General features: G+C 64.6%; 18 protein-coding genes. 7 read left to right on the top strand and 11 right to left on the bottom strand.

The window, feature by feature from the left end; genetic code table 11:
- The first annotated feature begins 178 nt into the window (after positions 1-178).
- Positions 179-550, top strand: coding sequence for a translation initiation factor Sui1 (locus HU750_RS20780; protein WP_027594956.1), 372 nt, complete (start codon positions 179-181; stop codon positions 548-550).
- A 153-nt stretch (positions 551-703) separates the two neighbouring features.
- Complete coding sequence (gene speA / locus HU750_RS20775; protein ID WP_186682104.1) at positions 704-2617, top strand: arginine decarboxylase; 1914 nt, start codon at positions 704-706, stop codon at positions 2615-2617.
- A gap of 127 nt (positions 2618-2744) precedes the next feature.
- Here the strand turns inward: speA and HU750_RS20770 are convergent, their stop codons facing one another.
- Entirely contained in the window at positions 2745-4082 is a 1338-nt protein-coding gene (locus tag HU750_RS20770; RefSeq protein ID WP_186682102.1) for an MATE family efflux transporter, read from the bottom strand.
- A gap of 154 nt (positions 4083-4236) precedes the next feature.
- Here HU750_RS20770 and HU750_RS20765 point away from each other — a divergent pair, with 154 nt between their 5' ends.
- Positions 4237-9147 carry an alpha-2-macroglobulin family protein gene (locus tag HU750_RS20765; protein WP_186682100.1) on the top strand — a complete coding sequence of 1637 codons (4911 nt, stop codon included), beginning with the start codon at positions 4237-4239 and terminating at the stop codon, positions 9145-9147.
- A 145-nt stretch (positions 9148-9292) separates the two neighbouring features.
- Here the strand turns inward: HU750_RS20765 and HU750_RS20760 are convergent, their stop codons facing one another.
- Positions 9293-9586: a hypothetical protein gene (locus HU750_RS20760; protein WP_027594960.1), complete on the bottom strand. Its 294-nt coding sequence runs from the start codon at positions 9584-9586 to the stop codon at positions 9293-9295.
- A gap of 77 nt (positions 9587-9663) precedes the next feature.
- On the opposite strand from HU750_RS20760, the gene pbpC reads away from it, so the two are divergent.
- Both pbpC and HU750_RS20750 read left to right on the top strand, forming a co-directional pair.
- Positions 9664-12018 (top strand): peptidoglycan glycosyltransferase PbpC, encoded by a 2355-nt coding sequence (gene pbpC, locus HU750_RS20755; protein WP_186682098.1) that lies wholly within the window; start codon positions 9664-9666, stop codon positions 12016-12018.
- A gap of 93 nt (positions 12019-12111) precedes the next feature.
- The gene (locus HU750_RS20750; protein ID WP_186682096.1) at positions 12112-13785 is read left to right on the top strand and encodes a ShlB/FhaC/HecB family hemolysin secretion/activation protein; all 1674 of its coding nucleotides are present in this window, start codon (positions 12112-12114) and stop codon (positions 13783-13785) included.
- Between the two features lie 57 nt (positions 13786-13842).
- Here the strand turns inward: HU750_RS20750 and HU750_RS20745 are convergent, their stop codons facing one another.
- From HU750_RS20745 to HU750_RS20710, 8 genes are all read right to left on the bottom strand, one after another.
- Positions 13843-14619: a response regulator gene (locus tag HU750_RS20745; RefSeq protein ID WP_186682094.1), complete on the bottom strand. Its 777-nt coding sequence runs from the start codon at positions 14617-14619 to the stop codon at positions 13843-13845.
- A 119-nt stretch (positions 14620-14738) separates the two neighbouring features.
- Complete coding sequence (locus HU750_RS20740; RefSeq protein ID WP_027594964.1) at positions 14739-15209, bottom strand: A24 family peptidase; 471 nt, start codon at positions 15207-15209, stop codon at positions 14739-14741.
- Between the two features lie 191 nt (positions 15210-15400).
- Complete coding sequence (locus HU750_RS20735) at positions 15401-15970, bottom strand: DUF4136 domain-containing protein (protein WP_186682092.1); 570 nt, start codon at positions 15968-15970, stop codon at positions 15401-15403.
- A gap of 19 nt (positions 15971-15989) precedes the next feature.
- Positions 15990-16625 carry a DUF4136 domain-containing protein gene (locus HU750_RS20730; protein WP_085273990.1) on the bottom strand — a complete coding sequence of 212 codons (636 nt, stop codon included), beginning with the start codon at positions 16623-16625 and terminating at the stop codon, positions 15990-15992.
- A 22-nt stretch (positions 16626-16647) separates the two neighbouring features.
- Entirely contained in the window at positions 16648-17397 is a 750-nt protein-coding gene (locus HU750_RS20725; protein WP_099428255.1) for a methyltransferase, read from the bottom strand.
- Positions 17394-17699, bottom strand: coding sequence for a MazG-like family protein (locus HU750_RS20720; RefSeq protein WP_027594968.1), 306 nt, complete (start codon positions 17697-17699; stop codon positions 17394-17396). The genes HU750_RS20725 and HU750_RS20720 overlap by 4 nt, the downstream gene beginning before the upstream one ends.
- Before the next feature lie 62 nt (positions 17700-17761).
- A complete protein-coding gene (locus HU750_RS20715) occupies positions 17762-18613 on the bottom strand; it encodes a MaoC family dehydratase (protein WP_186682090.1) in 852 nt (283 codons plus the stop codon).
- Between the two features lie 2 nt (positions 18614-18615).
- Positions 18616-19968 (bottom strand): 3-oxoacyl-ACP reductase, encoded by a 1353-nt coding sequence (locus tag HU750_RS20710; protein ID WP_186682089.1) that lies wholly within the window; start codon positions 19966-19968, stop codon positions 18616-18618.
- 118 nt (positions 19969-20086) lie between these two features.
- Here HU750_RS20710 and HU750_RS20705 point away from each other — a divergent pair, with 118 nt between their 5' ends.
- Entirely contained in the window at positions 20087-21364 is a 1278-nt protein-coding gene (locus HU750_RS20705) for an acetyl-CoA C-acetyltransferase (protein ID WP_186682087.1), read from the top strand.
- A gap of 73 nt (positions 21365-21437) precedes the next feature.
- A complete protein-coding gene (locus HU750_RS20700) occupies positions 21438-22217 on the top strand; it encodes an AraC family transcriptional regulator (RefSeq protein ID WP_027594972.1) in 780 nt (259 codons plus the stop codon).
- A gap of 107 nt (positions 22218-22324) precedes the next feature.
- Here HU750_RS20700 and HU750_RS27630 read toward each other — a convergent pair whose 3' ends face one another.
- Positions 22325-23053 carry a methyl-accepting chemotaxis protein gene (locus HU750_RS27630; protein ID WP_371918165.1) on the bottom strand — a complete coding sequence of 243 codons (729 nt, stop codon included), beginning with the start codon at positions 23051-23053 and terminating at the stop codon, positions 22325-22327.
- Positions 23054-23132 lie beyond the last annotated feature (79 nt).

Raw genomic sequence — 23132 nt, 5'->3', positions numbered from 1 at the left:
CAAAACATTCGCAAAATGGCGCATTCCAGTACTTAGCAATCCCCTGATTTATCGTTACACTGCGCGCCCTTTTCGGGCTGTCGCAAGATCTTGCGGCAGTAGCGCCGCCCCTGCCAGAGTGGGGCTTCGCGGTCGGCTCCCGCCGACCAGTTTTTGTCCTCAGCACAGAGGAACAAAAGTGGCCAAGAAAGCTTCTTCCTTTTCCGCCCTTGGCGGTCTCGTGTTCTCCACCGATGCCGGTCGGCACTGCCCTGACTGTAGCCAGCCGGTGGATGCCTGCACCTGCAAGCAGCAAATCATCCCCGAAGGCGACGGCATTGCCCGCGTACGCCGGGAAAGCAAAGGCCGCGGTGGCAAGACCGTGACCACCGTCACCGGTGTGCCGCTGCCCCTCGATCAGCTCAAGGAGCTGGCCACCACGCTCAAGCGCCGCTGCGGTACCGGTGGCGCCTTGAAGGACGGGGTTATCGAGATTCAGGGCGACCATGTCGAGCTGTTGATCGGCGAGCTGACCAAACAGGGTTTCAAGGCGAAAAAGTCGGGCGGCTGAGGCCGTCGCGCGTTTTTTTGCCCAGTGCTTTCTAAACTCGTTCCTGTTGGAAGGGTCTACCCCTGAACCGGACGAATCGTCATTTTCAGCTTCTACACTGCGCCGGCCCTTTTCGTTGGGGCAGTGTTTTCGACTTATCTATAGGGGACTTGAATGTCCGTACGACGCACACGCAAAGACGATGGTAGCCAATGGACCGTGGCCGACAGCCGCAGTGTTTACGGCATCCGCCATTGGGGCGCTGGTTATTTCGCCATCAATGAAGCCGGGCGCGTCGAAGTACGCCCTAATGGCCCCAATAGCGCGCCGATCGACCTGTTCGAGCAGGTCGACGAACTGCGCCAGAGCGGCCTGTCGTTGCCGTTGCTGGTGCGCTTCCCCGACATCCTGCAAGACCGTGTACGCCAGCTGACCGGTGCCTTCGACGCCAACATCGCGCGCCTCGAGTACCAGAGCCAGTACACCGCGCTGTACCCGATCAAGGTCAACCAGCAGGAAGCGGTGGTGGAAAACATCATCGCCACGCAGAACGTCTCGATTGGCCTTGAGGCCGGCTCCAAGCCCGAGCTGCTGGCAGTGCTGGCGCTGGCGCCAAAGGGCGGCACCATCGTCTGCAACGGTTACAAGGACCGCGAGTTCATCCGCCTGGCGCTGATGGGCCAGAAGCTGGGCCACAACGTGTTCATCGTCATCGAGAAGGAATCCGAGGTCGCCCTGGTGATCGAGGAGGCCGCCGAGCTCAAGGTCAAGCCGCAGGTCGGCTTGCGCGTGCGCCTGTCGTCGCTGGCGTCGAGCAAGTGGGCCGACACCGGTGGCGAGAAGTCCAAGTTCGGTTTGTCGGCTGCGCAGCTGATTTCGGTGGTGCAGCGCTTCCGCGATGCCGGCCTGGACCAGGGCATCCGCCTGTTGCACTTCCACATGGGTTCGCAGATCGCCAACCTGGCGGACTACCAGCACGGCTTCAAGGAAGCCATCCGCTACTACGGCGAGCTGCGTGCACTGGGCCTGCCGGTCGACCACATCGACGTCGGCGGTGGCCTGGGTGTGGACTACGACGGTACTCACTCGCGCAATGCCAGCTCGATCAACTACGACATGGATGACTATGCCGGCGTGGTGGTGGGCATGCTCAAGGAGTTCTGCGACGCGCAGGGCCTGCCGCACCCGCACATCTTCTCCGAGAGCGGCCGTTCGCTGACCGCGCACCATGCCATGCTGGTGATCCAGGTGACCGACGTCGAAAAACACAACGACGACGTGCCGACCATCGAAAACAAGGAAGCCCTGCCCGAGACCGTGCAGTGGCTGGCCGACCTGCTGGGCCCGACCGACATCGAGATGGTCACCGAGACCTACTGGCGCGCTACCCACTACATGGGTGACGTGGCGGCGCAGTACGCCGATGGCAAGATCAGCCTGGCCGAGAAAGCCCTGGCCGAGCAGTGCTATTTCGCCGTGTGCCGTCGCCTGCACAACTCGCTGAAGGCGCGCCAGCGTTCGCACCGCCAGGTGCTGGACGAGCTCAATGACAAGCTGGCCGACAAGTACATCTGCAACTTCTCGGTGTTCCAGAGCTTGCCGGATACCTGGGCCATCGGCCAGGTACTGCCGATCATCCCGCTGCATCGTCTGAATGAAGAGCCGATGCGCCGCGCGGTGCTGCAAGACCTGACCTGTGACTCCGACGGCAAGATCAACCAGTACGTCGACGAGCAGAGCATCGAGACTAGCATGCCGGTGCATTCGCTCAATGAGGGCGAGGACTACCTGCTGGGCGTGTTCCTGGTTGGCGCCTACCAAGAGATTCTGGGTGACATGCACAACCTGTTCGGTGATACCGACTCGGTGAACATCTACCAGAATGCCGATGGCAGCGTGTACCACGCCGGTATCGAGACCCACGACACCATCGAAGACATGCTGCGTTACGTGCACCTGTCGCCGGAGGAGTTGATGACTCACTACCGCGACAAGGTTGCCAGCGCGAAGATCACCGCCCGCGAGCGGACGCAGTTCCTCGATGCCTTGCGCCTGGGGCTGACCCGCTCTTCGTACTTGTCTTCGTAATCGCCGGGGCCGCTTTGCGGCCCATCGCCGGCAAGCCAGCTCCTACAGGTATTGCACGTGGCTCGGGCCATGCAGTGATTCTGTGGGAGCTGGCTTGCCAGCGATGGGCTGCAAAGCGGCCCCAAAATCACTGAACCCACAGCCCCTTTTGCTGCAACCGCCACCCAACCCACCCCAACGTCACCGCCCGCAATGCCATGAACCCGAGAAACGCCAACCACAAGCCGTGGTTGCCAAACCCACTCATGGCCCACGCCACCGGCAGCGCAATCACCACCGACGCGAGCATCGCATTGCGCATCTCCCGCGCACGCGTCGCGCCGATGAACAACCCGTCGAGCAGGTAGCTCCACACCGCAATCAACGGCAGTACCGCCAAGTACGGCAGGTACGGGTAAGCCGCCGTGCGCACACTGTCGATATCGGTCTGCAGGTCAATGAACAGGTGCCCACCCAGCAGGAACAGCCCGGCAAAGCCAACGCTGGTGATCAGCGACCAACCGCATGCTACTACCAGCGAGCGGCGGAGCGTATCGCGGTCGCGGGCGCCGATGGCATGGCCGCACAAGGCCTCGACTGCATGGGCGAGCCCGTCGAGCGCGTAGGCGGTCAGCAGCAGGCCATTGAGCAGCAGGGCGTTGGCTGCCACCGTCGCTTCACCCAGCCGGGCGCCTTGCACGGTGATCAACAGGAACACCAGTTGCAATGCCAGGCTGCGTAGGAAGATGTCGCGGTTGACGGCCAGCAGCGGCCTCCAGGCCTGCCAGCGCTTGAGCGCCGCCCAGGCGATGTGCCCGGGGTACGCGCGCAAGGCCGGGCGGGTCAGGGCCAGGCCCAGCAGTGCGGCGCTCCACTCGGCGATCACCGAGGCCCGCGCTGAACCCAGCACCCCCCAGTCCAGGCCGAGCACGAACCACAGGTTGAGGATGATGTTCAGCAGGTTGGTGGTCAGCAGGATGGCCAGCGGCGCCCTCGCATTCTGGGTGCCGAGGAACCAGCCGACCAGCGCGTAGCTGGCCAGTGCCGCAGGCAGCCCGAGCAGGCGGGTGTGGAAGAAGTCCTCGGTGGATTGCTGCAACGCCGCGCTGGGCTGCATCGCGTGCAGCGCCAACTGGCTGAAGGGCAGCGCCAACAGGCCGATGACCACGGCAAAGCCCAGGGCCAGCAGCAGCCCTTGCACCAACACCTGGCGCAACGCCGCGCCGTCACCGCGCCCAGCAGCCTGGGCTGCGAAGCCGGTCGAGCCCATGCGCAGAAAGCCCATCAGGCCAACCATGAAGGTGAACAGTGTGGCGCCCACGGCAACAGCGCCCAGCTGGTGGGCGTGGGGCAGGTGGCCGATGACGGTGCTGTCGACCAGCGCCACCAGGGGTACGGAGATGTTGGAGAGGATCATCGGTGCGGCCAGGCCCCAGACCTTGCGGTGGGTAGGGCGGTCGCGCCAGTCGGTGGTCAGTTGAGACATTTCAAATCCTGGCATTAGCAGTGCCACAGTGTACCGGCCAGGCAACCAATTCGCGCGAACGCGGTCTCACCTGGCGCTACACGGCGGGTGACGCGCTCGTCGTTGCGCTATAGTTGCTGCCCTCACGTACACGCTGCCTAAGAGTTCCTACTCCATGTTCAACAAAGGATTGTTGCTGGCCTGCGCGCTGGCTTTGCTCAGTGCTTGTGACTCCTCCGCGCCGGGCAAACCCGCGCCGGCCGAGAAACCGGCAGCCACCGCGCCCGAGGAGGCCCCAGCGGCCAAGCGCGAAGACCCTGCCGTGCTCGCCAAGCGCTACGAGGGCCGGGCGCTCACGGTGCTGGACGTCTCGGAAGTGCAGCTCGACGGCGCCAGCGCGCTGTCGATCAGCTTCTCCGCGCCGCTGGATGCCACAGAGGACTTCGCCGGCAAACTGCACCTGGTCGACACCGTCAAAGGCAAGGTCGACGGGGCCTGGGAACTCTCCGACAACCAGATGGAGCTGCGCCTGCGCCACCTGGAGCCACAGCGCAAGCTGGTGCTCACGGTCGACAAAGGCCTGCTGGCGGTCAATGGCAACGCGCTCGACAGCGAGTCGGTCACCCGCCTGGAAACCCGCGACATGCAGCCGACCATCGGCTTTGCCAGCCGCGGTTCGTTGCTGCCCACGCGCCTGGCCGAGGGCTTGCCGGTGATCGCCCTGAACGTCGACAAGGTCGATGTCGAGTTCTTCCGCGTGAAGCCCGAGATGCTCTCGACCTTCCTGGTCAACTGGGGGCGTAACAGCAGCCTGTACTACTACCAGTCCAAAGAAACCCTGGACATGGCCGAGCTGGTCTACAGCGGCCGCTTCGATCTCAACCCCGCGCGCAACACCCGCGAGACCGTGCTGCTGCCGATCGCCGGGATCAAGCCGCTGCAGGAACCGGGCGTGTACCTGGCAGTGATGCGTGCCTCGGGCACCTACGATTACTCGCAGCCTGCAACCCTGTTCAGCCTCAGTGACATCGGCGTCTCTGCGCACCGCTACCGCGACCGCCTCGATGTGTTCGCCCAAGCCCTGGACGGCGGCAAGGCGATGAAAGACGTCAACCTCGAGGTGCATGACGAGAAGGGCAAGTTACTGGCCCAGGCCAAGACCGATGGCGACGGCCACGCCGAACTGCCGATCACGCCCAAGGCCGATACCCTGATTGCCACGCAAGGCGTGCACACCACGTTGCTGCGCCTGAACACTGCAGCCCTGGACCTGGCCGAATTCGATATCACCGGCCCGCAAGCCAACCCTTTGCAGTTGTTCATCTTCGGCCCGCGCGACCTGTATCGCCCGGGTGAGACCGTGCTGCTCAACGGCCTGCTGCGCGACCAGGATGGCAAGCCGGTCAAGGCCCAGCCGGTCAGTGTGGAAGTGCGTCGCCCTGATGAGCAGGTCAGCCGCAAGTTTGTTTGGGAGGCGGATGGCAGTGGCCTTTACCAGTACCAACTGCAACTGGCCAGCGAGGCGCCGACCGGTCGCTGGCAATTGCTGCTCGACCTGGGGGGCGGGCGCAAGCAGGTCTACGAGTTTCTGGTCGAAGACTTCCTCCCCGAACGTTTGGCGTTGGAGCTCAAAGGCAGCAGCGCACCGCTTGCGCCTGATCAGGACGCCCACATCCAGGTCAATGGCCGCTACCTATACGGCGCGCCGGCTGCGGGTAACCGGCTGAGTGGCCAAGCTTACGTGCGTCCGTTGCGCGAAGCGGTGCCGGCGCTGCCGGGTTACCAGTTCGGTTCGGTCACCGAAACCGAGTTGAACCAGGACCTGGAGCTGGACGAAGTCACCCTCGACCAGGCCGGCAAGGCAGTGGTCGATATCGAAAGCCGCTGGGCCGAAGCCCGCTCGCCACTGCAACTGACCGTGCAGGCCAGCCTGCAGGAGTCTGGTGGCCGGCCGATCACCCGTCGCCTGGAACAGCCGATCTGGCCTGCCGAACGTTTGCCGGGCCTGCGCGGCCTGTTCGAAGGCGAGGAAACCGACAGTGACGGCCCGGTGGAATTCGAGTTCCTGGTGGCCGACCGTGATGGCAAGAAGCTGGCGGCCAATGACCTCAAGGTGCGCTTGATTCGCGAGCGCCGTGACTACTACTGGAACTACTCGCAGAGCGACGGCTGGAGCTACAACTACAACGAGAAATTCCTCACCCAGAGCGAAGAGACCGTCAGCGTCAAGGCCGGCTCGACCGCCAAGTTGTCGTTCCAGGTCGAGTGGGGCCCTTACCGGGTCGAGGTCGAAGACCCAGAGACTGGCCTGGTGTCCAGCGAGCGCTTCTGGGCGGGCTATCGCGCCCAGGACAACGCCGAAGGCGGCGCAGTACGCCCGGACCAGGTCAAGCTGGCCCTGGACAAACCGTCCTACGCCGATGGCGCCACCGCCAAAGTCACGGTGACCCCGCCTGCCGCCGGCAGCGGCTACCTGATGATCGAGTCCAGCGATGGCCCGTTGTGGTGGCAAGAGATCGAGGTGCCGGCCGAAGGCAAGACCTTCGACGTGCAACTGGACAAGAAGTGGGCACGCCACGACCTGTATATCAGCGCCTTGGTGATTCGCCCCGGCGAGCGCAAGGCCAATGCCACACCGAAACGCGCGGTGGGCGTGTTGCACCTGCCACTCGACCGGGCCGGGCGTAAGCTCGCGGTCAGCTTGCAGGCGCCGGAGAAGATGCGGCCCAAGCAGCCGTTAACAGTCAAGTTCAAGGTGGCCAATGCCGATGGCAGCCCCGTGGCTGCGGGGCAGCAGGTGCATGTACTGCTGTCGGCAGTTGATGTCGGCATCCTCAACATCACCGACTTCAAGACCCCTGACCCGTTCACCAGCCTGTTCGGCCGCAAAGCGTATGGCGCCGACCAGTTGGACATCTACGGCCAGTTGATCGAGGCCGGCCAGGGCCGCCTCGCCAGCCTGGCCTTTGGCGGTGACGCGGCCATGGCCAAGGGTGGCAAACGCCCCAACACCACGGTGACCATTGTCGCGCAGCAGAGCCTGCCGGTGACCCTGGACGAGAAGGGCGAGGGCCAGGCCACGGTCGACATCCCCGACTTCAATGGCGAACTGCGGCTGATGGCGCAGGCCTGGACCGAAGACCACTTCGGCGTGGCCGAGGGCAAGACGGTGGTGGCTGCGCCGCTGATCGCCGAGCTTTCGGCACCGCGCTTCCTGGCCGGTGGCGACCGCACCAGCCTGGCGCTGGACCTGGCCAACCTGTCGGGCCGCGCCCAGCAACTGAATGTGGAGATCAGCACCGAAGGCCAGTTGAGCCTGGTTGCGAGTGCGGTGCAAAGCGTCGCGCTGGACGAAGGCCAGCGCCGCACGCTGATGATTCCGGTGCAGGCCCAAGGCGGCCTGGGGCAGGGCAAGGTGCGCGTGCGGGTCAATGGCCTGCAACTGCCAAACGAGCCGGTCACGGCCTTCGAGCGTGAATGGACCTTGGGTGTGCGCCCGGCTTATCCGGCGATGCTCAAGCACTACCGGGTTGCCTTGAAGGACCAGCCATGGGCGTTGCCCGAGGCGGACCTGGCCGCCTTCGAACCGGCGGGCCTTGAAGCCAGCCTGGTCTTGTCGAGCCGGCCGCCGCTGAACCTGGCCGAACAGATTCGTGCCCTCGAAGCCTACCCCTATGGGTGCCTGGAGCAGACCACCAGCGGCCTTTATCCGTCGCTCTACGCCGATGCCGAAAGCCTCAAACGCTTGGGGATCAAGGGCGAACCGGCCGACGTGCGCAAGCGCAAGATCGAAATGGGCATCGAGCACCTGCTGGGCATGCAGCGTTACAACGGCAGCTTCGGCCTGTGGAGTTCGGACAGTGAAGAAGAGTACTGGTTGACCGCCTACGTCACCGACTTCTTGCTGCGCGCCCGTGACCAGGGCTACGGCGTGCCCGCCGAGGCGCTGAAGAAGGCCAACGAGCGCTTGCTGCGCTACCTGCAGGAACGCAACCTGATCGAGGTCGACTACAGCGAGAACGCTGACCATACCCGCTTCGCCGTGCAGGCTTATGCTGCCCTGGTTCTGTCGCGCAGCCAGCAGGCGCCCTTGGGTGCCTTGCGCGGGCTTTTCGAACGCCGTGCCGACGCCCGCTCCGGCTTGCCGCTGGTGCAACTGGCGGTAGCGCTGGAGAAGATGGGCGACAAGCCACGTTCCGAGCAGGCCCTGCAAGCCGGCCTGGGTATTGGCCGCAGCAAAGGCTGGATGGCTGACTACGGCAGCAGCCTGCGTGACCAGGCGCTGATTCTGGCGCTGTTGCAGGAGAGCAACCTGGCCAGCAAGCAGGTCGACCAACGCCTGTTCGCACTGTCGGACGAGTTGGCGGCCAACCGCTGGCTGTCGACCCAGGAACGTAACGCGTTGTTCCTCGCTGGCCGTGGTTTGCTCGGCAAGCCGGAAGGCAAGTGGCAGGCGCGTCTGGATAGCGCGGGTGAGATCCGCGAGTTCAACAATGCCGAAACCGGCCTCAAGCTCGAAGGCCCGCTGCTGGCGTCGCCGCTGACGGTGCAAAACGAAGGCAGCGAGACGCTTTACCAGCAGCTGACGCTGTCTGGCTACCCGCGCCAGGCGCCGGCAGCCGGTGGCAATGGTCTGCAGATTCGTCGTGAGTACCTGGGCATGAACGGCCAGGCATTGGACCTGCACAACCTGCGCAGCGGCGACCTGGTGCTGGTGCACCTGGCCCTCAAGGCCGAGGACCGTGTGCCGGATGCGCTGGTGGTGGATTTGCTGCCAGCGGGGCTTGAGCTGGAAAACCAGAACCTGGCACAGAGTGCGGCCAGCCTGGAGAACGCCAGCAGTGCCGTGAAGGCGTGGCGTGAGTCGATGCAGAACGCCAGCGTGCTGCACCAGGAGTACCGCGATGACCGTTACGTCGCAGCGCTCAAGCTGGACAGCTATGGCACCACGCACCTGCTGTACCTGGCGCGGGCAGTAACCCCGGGCACCTACCGTGTGCCGCCGCCGCAGGTCGAGTCGATGTACCGCCCGAACCTGCAGGCAGTGGGCGATGGGCAAGGCGAGATGACCGTCAAAGCCCGCTAAAAGCCTGCCTCTTGTAGGAGCAGCCTTGTGCTGCGAAGAGGCCGGTATGAGCAACGAAAATCCTGTTGCCTGTACCGGCCTCTTCGCAGCACAAGGCTGCTCCTACACACACACACACACACACTGCGAGGTGCGGCGATGGCCTTTAGTGAATCACCCAGCTCATCACCCACAACCCCAGCACCAACCAGATGATCCCGAGGATGATCGAAGCGCGCATGAAGGCGCGGATTGCCGAGTACAGCAGCATCAGGCCGACGACCAGGGCAAGGATGCTGACCAGCGAGGTGTCCATGCCCAGGGTGCGTGCCAGGCCATCGATGAAATTGCCGCCGGCATTGGCCAGCAGGTTGAACAGCCCGCTCAATGCGTCGACGATAAAGCGGATCAACGACCCGAGTGCGTGGCCCAGCCACCCGAAAAAATCTTCTACATGCATAGTTGCTTCCTGATCAACACACCGGCGAGGTTGCCGTTCCCAAGCCTTTGGCCATCAGTTGGCCAAGTCGGTTCCCGATGCCAAGCTTAGCGCGGCCGCGCACGCGTGCGGGCAGGATTGTGCGTGGTAGCGCCATCACCCTGGTCCTGGCTGTTGGCCTGGTGTGGCTGGCCGACCGTATCTGGCCGTTGCCCATGCCCGGCGACGACCTGGCGCGGGTGGTGCTGGCCGAAGACGGCACGCCGTTGTGGCGCTTTGCCGACGCCGATGGCGTGTGGCGCTACCCGGTCAGCCCGGAACAGGTCTCGCCGTTGTACTTGCAGGCGCTGCTGACCTACGAGGACCGCTGGTTCTATCGCCACCCTGGGGTCAACCCGCTGGCCCTGGCCCGTGCGGCCTGGCTGAACCTGCGCGGAGGGCGCGTGGTGTCGGGGGGCAGTACGTTGTCGATGCAGGTGGCGCGCCTGCTCGATCCGCATGACCGGACGCTGGCCGGCAAGCTGCGCCAGTTATGGCGTACGGCGCAGCTGGAGTGGCACCTGTCGAAGCGCGAAATCCTGCAGATCTACCTCGACCGTGCACCCTTTGGCGGCACCCTGCAGGGCGTGGCAGCGGCCAGCTGGGCGTACTTGGGCAAATCGCCCAAACACCTGACACCTGCCGAGGCGGCGCTGCTTGCGGTGCTGCCCCAGGCACCCAGCCGCTTGCGCCCGGACCGCCACCCCGAGCGTGCCCAGCGTGCACGCGACAAAGTGCTGCAGCGCCTGGAGGAATACCAGGTCTGGCCAGCCCAGCAGCTCAAGGAAGCTGCCGAGGAGCCCTTGCTGCTGGCGCCACGTCAGGAACCGGCACTGGCACCGTTGCTGGCGCGGCGGCTTAACACGGCGAATAGCCCACCGCTAATCCGCACCACCCTAGACGCAGCCTTGCAAAGGCGCCTCGAAGACCTGCTGCTGGGCTGGCGCGCACGCCTGCCGGAGCGCACGTCGGCGGCGATCCTGGTGGTCGAGGCGCAGACCATGGCAGTGCGCGCCTACCTGGGTTCGATCGACCTTAGCGACGCACGCCGCTTCGGCCACGTCGACATGGTGCGCTCATTGCGCTCGCCCGGTTCCACGCTCAAACCCTTCCTCTACGGCATGGCCTTGGATGACGGCCTGATCCACTCCGAATCGCTGCTGCAGGATGTGCCTAGGCGCTACGGCGACTATCGGCCCGGCAACTTCTCGATGGGGTTCAGCGGGCCGGTGTCGGCCAGCTCGGCACTGGCGCTGTCGCTCAACCTGCCGGCCGTTCAGTTGCTGGAAGCATATGGCCCGAAACGCTTCGCCGCGCAATTGCGCATGGCCGGCATGCCGCTGATGCTGCCGCCCTTGGCCGAGCCCAACTTGTCGTTGATCCTCGGGGGGGCGGGCAGCCGCCTGGAAGACCTGGTCGGCGGTTATGCGGCGCTGGCACGGGCCGGCAACAGTGCGCGCATCCGCCTGCAGCCGCAGGACCCGCTGGTAGAGCGACGCCTGCTGTCGCCAGGGGCGGCGTGGATTATCCGGCGTATTCTGAGCGGCCAGGCACGCCCTGACCGCGACCCGCACGCCGAACTGGTGCAGCGCCCGCAACTGGCCTGGAAGACCGGTACCAGCTATGGCTTTCGTGACGCCTGGTCGATTGGGGTCGGCCCGCGCTACTTGATTGGTGTATGGATCGGCCGCCCCGACGGCACACCGGTACCCGGGCAGTTCGGTCTGGCCTCGGCGGCGCCGTTGATGCTTCAGGTGCATGACCTGCTAAGCAATCGCGATGCCCAGCGCGGTATCAGCGTGCCGGTCGAGCAGGTGCCCCCTACCATCGGCGTGGCAGCCATCTGCTGGCCGCTGGGCCAGCCGATGAATCGGCAAGACCCCAACTGCCGCCGCCAGCGCTTTGCCTGGACCCTCGACGGCACCACACCGCCGACCTTGCAGGCGGCCGATCAGCCGCTCGGGCTGGGCCTGCGTGAGCGCGTCTGGGTCAATGCGCAAGGGCTGCGGGTCGACGGCAGTTGCCCGGGGGCCAAGGTACGCGACATCGCGCTCTGGCCCGCCCCGCTGGAGCCTTGGCTGCCCAGGGTCGAACGGCGTGCAGCGCGCCTGCCGGCAGTAGACCCGGCCTGCCCACCGCAGGCGCCCGCCAGCGCACCGCCGCTGTCGATTGTCGGCGTGCGCCCGGGGGACAACCTGCGCCGTCCGGCAACCAGCAGCGAACCGTTGCAATTGCACGTTTCCGCCTTGGGCGGCGGCGGGCGGCGCTGGTGGTTCCTCAATGGTCAGCCGTTGGGCGAGACCCAAGGCCAGGACAGCCTGCTGGTACGTTTCGAACGGCCCGGGCAAATCGAGCTCAGCGCGCTGGATGAAAGTGGCGAGACCGCGCGGGTGGCGTTTCAGGTCAGCGAGTAGCCGTTCGACGATTGCCGGGCCAGCACCTACGCTTTGCACAAGACGGGTGTGACCGGCTGGCGCCCCGGTACACGAGGGATCATGGAGCGTCCTATGCGTCCTCTGGTCATGCCTCTTTTGTTGCTGCCCTGGGCCGTGATGGCCCGCGCGGAGCCGTTGCCGGGCTTTCTCGACAGCCACGAAAACGAGCGTCGCCTGCCCGCCGCCAACCTGCCGCTGGACGCCTACCGCCCACTTGCCCCACACCTGCGGCTGGCGCTGCCGAACGCCAGCGCGGCAGGCTGGGCGCCGCTGGAGACCCGCCTGGTGTTGCACAAGGTGCGCTTCGAAGGGGGGACGGTGTTCCCCTTGAGTGACCTGCGTGACCACTACCAGCCGTTGATCGGGCGTGAAACCACGCTGGGCGAGTTGCAGCAGTACACCGCGCGCCTTACTCAACGTTACCGGCAAGAAGGCTACCTGCTGTCGTACGCTTACCTCCCGCCGCAGGATGTCGCTGACGGCCGTGTTGAGGTGGTTTTGGTCGAGGGCTATATCCATGGGTACCAGCTGGAAGGCGACATCGGCTCGGCCCGCACCTACCTGCAGCAGTTGCTGCAGCGCTTGCAGGCGGAACGCCCGCTGACGCGGGAAACACTCGATCGCTACCTGGGCCTCGCCGAGCGCCTTCCCGGCGTGGTGGTGGACGCTGAATTGGCTGCGGCGCAGTCGCCTGAGGGCGCCGCTCAGCTCACGGTCCACGCGCGGCGTACGCCGTTCGCCGCTGGCGTTACCGTAAGCGATGGCAGCCGTGAGGACGCCCAGGCGCTGTTCGCCGTCACCAGCAACGCCCAGACCCGCTATGCCGAGCAGTTTCAGGCAAGCGTGTTGCTGCCGCCCGGCGATGACCAGGCGCATTACCAGCGGTTGGACTACAGCCAGTACCTGGATGCTGAAGGCAGCCAGTTGCTGGTGTCTGCCTCGCGCTATCGCAGCACGCCGGGCACCCGAATTCGGCTGGAGGACGGCAGCGATTTGACTCAGCAGCGTGAAAGCGAGCGTTATTCGGTTGGCCTTGGCCAGCCGCTGATCGTCAAGGCGGATGAGTGGATGACGGTGGCGGGGCGCTTCTACGCGATCAGTGAGCACCTCGAAGATCGGCCTGCGGGGCTGTTGCCGTCACACCAGTACGACAGCTACGTACGCGCAGTGTCATTTGAAGGCAGTTGGCGCAAGGCCGACGATCGTCGCTTGCGTATTGTCAGTGCCGGTGTCTATCAAGGCCTGGATTACCTGGGGGCACGCAGCGACGCCGACTATGACCTGGACTTTCTGCGATTTCGCCTCTCGGGGTTGCAGAGCGACGCGTTGTTCAATGATTGGCAGGGGGTGGCGTCTGGTGCCTTGTACTGGAGTGACGACACGCTGCCCGACAGCGAGCGGGCGGTGTTTGGCGGGCAAACTTTCGGCCGCGGTTATCCACGCGACCAGGCAGCGGGGGACAAGGGGTGGGGGGTAGCGTACGAGCTTGGCTACAGTGTTCGGCCCAACGGCAACTGGCTGAAGGTGCTGCAACCCTATGCGGTACTCGATGCTGCGCAGGCTTGGTACAACCGCAGCAATGTCGAGAATGCCCACATGGCGTCCGCTGCGCTGGGGCTGCGGTTGGGGGATGGGCGCTACTTCAATTTGGCGGTGGAAGTCGCGAAACCCTTGGCGGATGTTGCCCTGGATAGCCTGAGCCGCGGGCCACGCGTGACGCTAAACCTTACCTACCAGATGGAATGAGCCCTGGGGCTAATGGCCTATCAACGGCAACTCGGATGCCGCTGACAGGCCAGTATTTCAATGAGCGGTAAAGCGCTGATGCACCGGTGAAGAACTCGGCGTCAGCGCGAGCGCCAGCTGCGTGCGGTTGTGCATGTGGGTCAGGCGCAGTACTTGAGAAACGTAGAGTTTCACGGTGTTCTCGGTAATGCCCAGTTCACAGGCAATTTGGTAATTGGTCTTGCCTTTGCTCACCAGGCGGGCCACTTCCAGTTGACGCGGCGACAGCTTCTCGAATACGGCGGGCAGCTCGTTTTCACTTTCTTCGACATCGCTGGCACGGCGGTGCACGCCTTGGCCGCGGGCCTTTTCCAGGTCGTGGTAGAGCTCGTCGACCGACTCTGCCAGGTCCTGCAGGCGCTGGTTGAGGCCACCGAGGTCTTTCATGTTGCGCTGACGCTCCAGCAGAGCCTTTTCCTGACGGCGCAAACCTTCGAGCAGCTCGTTAAAATCTACCGGTTTTTGGTAATAGTCGACAAAGCCCGCGCGCAAGGCGCGGATCACGTCCTGCTTGTCGGCACGACCGGTCAGCATGATGGCTTCGAACATACGCTTGTTGCCGGCCAGCTCCTTCAAGGCGTGGACCAGCTCAATGCCATCACGCTCGGGCATGTGCAGGTCGCACAGCACCAAGCCAATCTTTTGGTCAGCCGAGTAGCGCTCGATGGCTTGGGCAGTGGAATGGGCTGGGACGCACACGTGGCCCTGGCTTTCGAGGTATTCACACAATTGTTCGACGATCAATGGCTGGTCATCGACCACCAGCACCTTCACTTCACTGGACGGCTTGTTCACGATCAACTCCCTGTTCGTAATCGGCCCTGCTCCCGGGCTAGACACTCCGGCAGCTTAAAAATAGTCGCAGTTGGCAATTCTGTACAAGGTCCGTACAAGTTATAGGACAACAGGGATGATTATTGGATCCATACGGCTGTCAGCATAAAGCCCGCCAGGACGTACGGTACGAAGGCCTGTTTGTCGCCCATTTGCTCCGTCAGGGCCTGCAAGCGCTTCTTGACCTTAGGATTGAGCAAGGTCCACAGGCGGCGACGCGACAGCAGCCAGAGCACGACTGTGATACCCGCACCAATGAAGGTGCCGAGCACATATTGAGGACTGGTGGCGAGCGCCAGGGCACCCATCAATTTGACGTCGTCGGCGCCGAAACGCCCGAGCATGTAGCCGGGTAACGTCAGCAGCATGACGATGGCCAGCGCCCAACCGGCGTCGCTGGCGTCGGCACCGATCCAGCTGTGGCCGGTGGCGAACAGCCAGGCCAGGGCGCAGGCAGCGACGCCCAGGGTCAGCGCGTTGGATATTTGCCGTTGACGCACATCCTGTTCGGAGCACAAGGCAAGCCACATCAGAAGAACAATGCTTTGCATTGGCAGGTCGCCTTCCCTAATTGTTGAACACTTCTACCCGGTCAGTCAGGTTTCCTTGAATTCAGGGTAGACGCGAAGTTGCAAGCGGGCGCGGCGGGAAGGGAAAAAGGCGTGACGGGATCAGAAGATGTCGCAGCTGACGGGGCCTGTGTTGGCCCATCGCCGGCAAGCCGACGATGGGCCTCGGCGCATTACTTCTTGCTGCCGGGTGGGTAGTTGCTCAGCACATTGGTCACCGTATTCTGGATCGCGTTGTTACGTTCTTCCGGGCTTGGCGGGTAATTGTTCATGATCTGTTCAGCGCTGCCACGCCAGACCAGCTTGTCGTCCCGCCCATCGAACATGTCGACCTGGATGGTGGCGACCTTGTAGTCGACGCTGCGGGTTTCGTTGTACATCGGCCCGCCCCAGTAGCCTCCCCAGTAACCACCCCAGCCACCGCCATAGTTGGTGGTGATCTGCTGTTGGCGCTGCTCGACGATGAGGTAGGCGCGCACTTTCAGGTCAGGCCGCGCATTGCCCTGCGCCGGGCGCAGGCCGCGTTGGTCGAGCTGCTCGGCCACGGCCTGGCGAATGCGCTGCTCGGTCAGGTCGCTTTTGATGCGAGGGTCGTCCGGGCGGTATTGCAAGCCGGGTTCCTGCCACGCCCAGCTGCGGTAGGCGGCAAAATCGCGGCTGGCGTCGAAGTCCTGCTGGACGTTGTTGCTCGAGCAGGCCGTGAGCACCAGCGCGAATGACAGTAGAACGAGACGGCGCAACATGATGGTTCTCCGTTAAACGTTAACTGGGAGGATAGCCGCTGAGCGCCTTGTGCACCGAATCACGCAAGGCGCTTTCGCGATCACGCGGCGAGTCCTTGTCGCTGTTGCTTTCAGCACTGGCGCTCCACACCGGCTGGCCGCTGCGAGCGTCGTACAGATCGATGCGTACCACCATCACCTCCACCTCGTAGGTGCGCACGATCGGCGTGCTGGCATAGGCACCGTAGCCGTTGCGGTAGCCGCCATAACCCACACTGCCGTAGGGGTAGGGGCCGTAGTAGGGGTCGTAGGTGTCGTAGTCACGTACTTGGCGCAGGCGTTTTTCCAGGCGCATGTCGGCGCTTACCAGCAAATCGCCGGCGCTGCCCCGGGCAGGGCGCAGGCCATGCTGGTCGAGCGCGCCGCTGATGGCATCGGCCAGTTGTGCCGGGTCGGCATTGGCTGTGCCGCTGGGCAACTGGCCGTCACGCCAGCTCCAGCTGCGGTAGTGCCCGTAGTCGCGGGCGGGTGCCGGGTAGGCACTGGCATCGAAGGTGGTGGCCGCCTGCGCAGGGGCGGGCGGTAAGGGGCGGCTACTGGCGACATACGGGTTGCTGCCCTGGCAGGCAGCCAGGGCAAGGGGCAGCAGGGCCAGGCACAACAGACGGTACGGCATGTATTCCTCCCGGCGGGCGGGGTCAGCGGGGGCGGCAGATCCAGTGCAGGTAGCGACCGAGCCCGGCAAAGCTTGGGTGTCGGCGGTGGGCCAGTTCCATTTCCAGCAGGTCGAGCATTTCGGCCTTGGCTTGGAACTCCTTGGGCATGTAGTCGTGGAACACCCTGACGCCACTCTCGCTTTCGACCTGCCACATAGGATCAAGTTGCGCCTTGAGCTCACGCGGATCAAGGGGTTTCTGCGGGGTCAGGCTCTGCTTTTCACCTTCCAGGCGGTTGCTGCGCAGTTTGCGGAAATGGCCCTTGAGCAGGTTGCGATAGACCAGTGCGTCGCGGTTGTAGAACGCCAGCGAAAGCCACCCGCTGGGCGCAGTGAGCTGGTGCAGCACGGGCAGGATGCTTTCGGGTTCGGCCAGCCATTCGAGCACGGCGTGGCACAGCACCAGGTCGTAGGGTTCGGTCAGCTGGCCCAGCAGGTCCTGCCACGGTGCCTGGATGAAGGTGGCCGTCTGGCCGGCCTCGGCAAAGCGCGCGCGGGCACCGTCGAGCATGGGCGCGGCGGGTTCGGCGAGGGTCAGGTGATGGCCGCGTTGTGCCAGCCACAGGGCCATGTGGCCCAGGCCTGCACCGATGTCGAGTATGCGCAGCGGGCGATCGGGCAAGGTTTCGGCCAGGTCGGCCTGCAGCACGGCCAGGCGAATGGCGCCCTTGGCACCGCCGTAGATTTTCTCGGCGAAGCGGGTGGCCAGTTCATCGAAGTGACGGTCGTTCATCGGGCGAAGCGCCTTTCACTGTCGGCCAGCTTGGCCCTTACCACCTGGTCCATGTCCAGGCCCAGCTCGCTGCACAGCAGCAACAGGTAGAGCACCACATCGCCCACCTCTTGGCCGGCGTGGGCGAGTGTGTCGGCAGGCAGCTGGCGGGATTGGTCCTCGCTCAGCCACTGGAAGATTTCGACCAGTTCGGCCATTTCAACGCTGGCGGCCATGGCCAGGTTCTTTGGGCTGTGGAAGCCGCGCCAATCGTTGTTGTCGCGGATCCGGTGCAGGCGTTCGGTGAGTTCTTGCAGGTTCATCGGGGGTCTCCTAATGCCGCATAGCTTCGGCGCAGGCCCGATGCAAAGCAAGAGGCCTGCGCCTACAGGCCACCCCAACGGCCAACCATGTGCAGCAACTCACCCTGCCCATCCAGCCGTAGTTCACCTTCTGGCCCGGCTTCGCTGGCACTGAGCACCACCTCGGAAGGCAATCGCACCGGTTTGCGGAACTCCACCTCGAAGCTGTAGCCGCTGTGTGGCAGATGCCCGCGCAGGGCCGCCAGTGCCATGGCCTTGCTCCACATGCCGTGGGCAATGGCCTTGGGGAACCCGAACAGTCGCGCACTGGCAGCGCTCAGGTGAATCGGGTTGTAGTCGCCACAGACCTTGGCGTAACGCCGGCCGATATCGCTGTCGGCATACCAGCGGCTCGCCTCTGCCAGTGCGTCAGGCGCGCTGTCTGTTTGCTCACTGGCCTGGCCCTCCAGGCGTAGCCCGCGTACCAGCGTGCGGCTGCATTCGCGCCAGAGCAGGCCCAGGCCATCTTCGGCTTCCGTAATGAGGTCGAAGGTGGCGCCCTTGGCGTGGGGTTGCAGGTTGTCGGCGTAGACGGCGAAACGTAATGCATCGATGCCGCCCAGTGGCCGCAACACCTCGATGCGGTTCTGCAGATGCACCAGCCCGAGCAAGGGGAAGGGGAAGCTGTGCGCCGTCAGCAGCTGCAATTGCAGGGGGAAGGCCATCACATGGGGATAAGTAGCGGGCAGGCGGCCATCGTCGGTGAAGTGACAGAGTCGGCGGTAGGCTGCCAGGTTGTCGGGCTGAACCCGTATCACGCAGCGCAGGCCTTCGTCGGGCAGCTTGTCGCCGCTGATCTTGCGCTTGCTGGCCGCACGCAGGTAAAGGCTCGCGCGTGAGTCCGGGGCGTGCAGGTCGTGCCAGTGTCGGCTCATGGTCAGGCCCCCATCAGCGCTTGGCCACAGACCCGCAGCACCTGGCCATTGACCGCGCCGGAGCCTGGCTGGCTGAGCCAGGCAATGGCCTCGGCGACGTCTTGTGGCCGCCCGCCTTGGCCCAGTGAGCTCAAGCGCCGCCCGGCCTCGCGCAGCCCCATAGGCATGGTGGCGGTCATGTGCGTTTCGATGAAGCCGGGGGCCACGGCATTGATGCTGGCACCCTGCGCTGCGAGTTTTGCCGCCCAGGCCTGGGCGAAGCCGATCAAGCCGGTCTTGCTCGCCGCATAGTTGGCCTGCCCGCGGTTACCGGCAATGCCGCTGACCGACGCCAGCAGCGTGATGCGCGCGTTCTCGCCGAGCGCGCCTGCGTCATACAGTGCCTGGGTGAGTACCTGCGGTGCCTTGAGGTTCACGGCCATCACCGCATCCCAATATTCGGGGGTCATGTTGGCCAGGGTCTTGTCGCGGGTGATGCCGGCATTGTGCACCACGATGTCGATACCCCCGGGCAGCGCTTCGAGCAACTGCGCTGCGGCGTCATTGGCGCAGATGTCCAGCGCCAGTGCCTTGCCGCCCAGCCGCGCGGCGAGGGCTTCGAGGTCTTGCCGGGTTTGCGGCACATCCAGCAGCAGCACCTCGGCGCCGTCCCGCGCCAGGGTTTCGGCAATCGCGGCGCCGATACCGCGTGCAGCGCCGGTCACCAGGGCGCGTCGTCCGCCAAGCGGGCGGGTCCAGTCCTCGACCTGGCTGGCGCAGGCTTCAAGGCGCAGCACCTGGCCAGAAATGAACGCGCTCTTGGGCGAAAGGAAGAAGCGCAGGGCACCTTCCAACTGGTCTTCAGCACCTTGGCCGATATACAGCAACTGTGCGGTCGCGCCGTTGCGCAGCTCTTTGGCCAGCGAGCGGCTGAACCCTTCGAGCGCCCGTTGCGTGACACTGGCCAGTGGGTCGTCGAGGCCTTCTGGCGCGCGCCCGAGCATCACCACGTGGGCGCAGGGCGCCAGGCTGCGCAGCAACGGCTGGAAAAATTCGCGCAACTGCTTCAATTCATCGCTGTCGGACAGGTGAGTGGCATCGAACACCACGGCTTTGAGCTTCGGCCCAAGCCCTGCAACCCAGGCCGGCGCCTGTAACCCTTCGGCATTGAAGCTGTAGAGTTCGTCGGTGAGGCGTGGGGCGATGGCCTCGACCTGGCGCGTCAGTGGCCCGCCACCCAGTACCAGGGCACCCTCTACCGGGCGCAGGCGGCCTGCCTGCCAGCGCTCCAGCGGGGCCGGGTGTGGCAGGCCGAGGGCATCCACAAGGCGGCGGCCGAGGTTGGAGTTGGCAAAGCCGAGGTAGCGATCGCTCATGAGTGGGTCTCCCTGAAGGCAAGCTTGAAAGTGTGGACCAACTTTGTGGCAAGGTCGTTCGAATGCGGTAAAAACACCTAGGCTGTACGGTTTAAATTGTTTCAGGAGGAACATGCGCATGCGTTCACCTCGCCGGGTCGCGATCCTGGGCGGCAACCGAATCCCGTTCGCCCGTTCCAATGGTGCCTACGCCACCGCCAGCAACCAGGCAATGCTGACCGTCGCCCTGGAGGGCCTGATCGAGCGTTACCGCTTGCATGGGCTGCAGCTGGGCGAAGTGGTGGCGGGCGCGGTGCTGAAGCACTCCCGTGACATGAACCTGACCCGCGAATGCGTGCTCGGTTCGCGTTTGTCGCCGCGCACGCCGGCCTACGACATCCAGCAGGCCTGCGGCACGGGGCTGGAGGCGGCCTTGCTGGTGGCCAACAAGATTGCCCTTGGGCAGATCGACAGCGGCATCGCGGGCGGTGTCGACACCACCTCCGATGCGCCGATTGCCGTTAACGAAGGGTTGCGCCACATACTGCTGGAGGCCAACCGCGGCAAAAGCCTGGGTGAACGGCTGAAGCCGTTCCTGAAGTTGCGCCCTGGTCACCTGAAGCCTGAGTTGCCGCGCAATGGCGAGCCGCGCACAGGCCTGTCGATGGGCGAGCATTGCGAGCGCATGGCGCAGGCCTGGCGGATCGACCGCGCCGAGCAGGATGCACTGACCTTGCTTAGCCATCAGCGGCTGGCGGCCTCCTATGCCGAAGGCTGGCAGGATGATCTGCTCACGCCCTTCCTGGCACTTAGCCGTGACAACAACCTGCGGCCGGACCTGACCTTGGAGCAACTGGCCAAGCTCAAACCGGCATTCGACCGCAGCGGGCTGGGCACGCTTACCGCAGGCAACTCCACCCCTTTGACCGATGGCGCATCGCTGGTGCTGTTGGGCACGGAGGAATGGGCGCAGGCACAGGGGCTTCCGGTATTGGCCTACCTAGTTGACGGCGAGACCGCAGCGGTTGATTTCGTCACGGGCCGTGAAGGGTTGTTGATGGCGCCGGTGTACGCAGTGCCGCGCCTGTTGGCGCGCAATGGGTTGAGCCTGCAGGATTTTGACTACTACGAGATTCACGAAGCCTTCGCCGCCCAGGTGTTGTGCACCCTCAAGGCCTGGGAGGATGCGGAGTACTGCCGTGATCGCCTGGGGCTGGACGCACCGCTTGGGGCAATCGACCGTAGCAAGCTCAACGTAAAGGGCAGCTCGCTGGCGGCGGGGCATCCGTTTGCCGCGACCGGGGGACGAATATTGGCCCACCTGGCGAAGCTGCTGGCCGCGGCGGGGAAGGGCCGCGGTTTGATATCGATTTGTGCGGCAGGTGGGCAAGGGGTGACGGTCATCGTCGAACGGTGATCAGGCGGCGCAGATGCCACAGTCATGGCGCGTAACTGGTAGGCTTGTCCGATCAGAACTACAAGAAACCGCCATGCCGATCATCGGACATCCCCGGGCCATCCCGGCGCTCGACCACCTGCCCAGGCCCCTTTATGCCCGCGCCGAAAGCCTCGGCGCCGGCTCCTGGACCACTCGCCATCAGCACGACTGGGTGCAGTTTTCCTACGCCATCAGCGGCGTTCTTGGCGTTTACACCCGCGATGGCAGCTATTTCGCGCCCCCTCAGTGGGGCGTGTGGATCCCGGCGGACGCCGAACACGAGGTAGTAACGTCGATGCAGGCCGAAATGCGCAGCCTGTACGTGCGCCGCGATGCCTGCCCGTGGGCGCCGGAGCACTGCCGGGTGCTGGAGGTGACGCCGCTGGCGCGGGAGTTGATCAAGCAGTTCTGCCTGTTCCCGGCGGATTACCCGGAAGCCGACAGCGCCGAATCGCGATTGGTCGCGGTGCTGCTTGACCAGTTGCGCACGTTGCCGGAAGTCGGGTTCTCGTTGCCCCTCCCGCGTCATCCGGGGTTGCTGGCGTTGTGTAATGGCCTGATCGCAGCGCCAGATACAGCCCAGACCTTGCAGCAATGGGCGCTGCAACTGGAGTGTTCGGAGAAGACGCTGATGCGGCTGTTTCAGCGTGAGACGGGGTTGAGCTTTCGCAACTGGCGTCAGCGCATGCGGCTGCTGTCATCGCTGGCGTTGCTGGAGGCGGGGGAGAATGTAACGGAGGCCGCGTTGGGGTGTGGGTATGACTCGACTTCGGCTTACATCGCGGCGTTCAAGCAGTTGTTTGGGGCGACGCCTGGGGAGCTGAAACTGTAGGAGCAGCCTTGTGCTGCGAAGAGGCCAGTGATAGCAGCGAAAAACTATGCTGTTGTCACCGGCCTCTTCGCAGCACAAGGCTGCTCCTACAGGTCGCTTGCTGGCTGTCAGGTGCGGAAGCGTCGTACCAGCGAATCCAGCTCGTTGGACAACCCTGCCAGGCTCTCCGAGTCTTGGCGCGCAGCCTGGGCCAGTTCGGCCACCAGTTGCGCATCGCCATGGATCTGGCTGATGTGCCGGTTGATGTCCTCGGCCACCTGATGCTGCTCTTCCGCTGCCGTGGCGATCTGCGTGTTCATGTCGCGAATCACGTCCACCGACTCACGGATCTGGCCAAAGCTGTCGCGGGCCAGGCCGATGCGGCTGACCGACTGCTGCGACACTTCCAGGCTGGCGTGCATCTGTTCGGCAACCTCGGCGGTGCGGCTGGCCAGGTTGCCCAGCAGGCCATCGATCTCGGCGGTGGAGTCGGCGGTACGCTTGGCCAGCGCCCGCACTTCATCGGCGACGACGGCGAAGCCACGGCCCTGTTCACCGGCGCGGGCGGCCTCGATCGCGGCATTGAGGGCCAGCAGGTTGGTCTGCTCGGCAATCGAGCGAATGGTGCCGAGGATCGACTGGATGGCGTTGCTGTCGCGTTCCAGCTGCTGAATCGACTGGGCCGATTGCTCGATCTCCTGGCTCAGGCGGTCGACGCTGTTCACGGCTGCATCGATCTGCTGCTGGCCTTCACGGGCTTGCTGCTGGCCACTGTCGGCCGACTGCGCCGCCTGGCTGCAAGAGCGGGCGACTTCGTTGGCGGTGGCGACCATTTCGTGGAAGGCGGTAGAGACCATGTCCACGGCTTCGCGCTGGCGCCCGGCCGCCTCGGCCATGTCACTGGACACCCGGGTCGAGCTGGTGGAGGTGCTGAGG

The organism is Pseudomonas sp. SWRI50 (assembly GCF_014269095.1).
Lineage (GTDB): Bacteria > Pseudomonadota > Gammaproteobacteria > Pseudomonadales > Pseudomonadaceae > Aquipseudomonas > Aquipseudomonas kermanshahensis.
The sequence above is the reverse complement of the archived record's forward strand: the minus strand, read 5'-3'. Positions and strand labels throughout refer to the sequence as shown.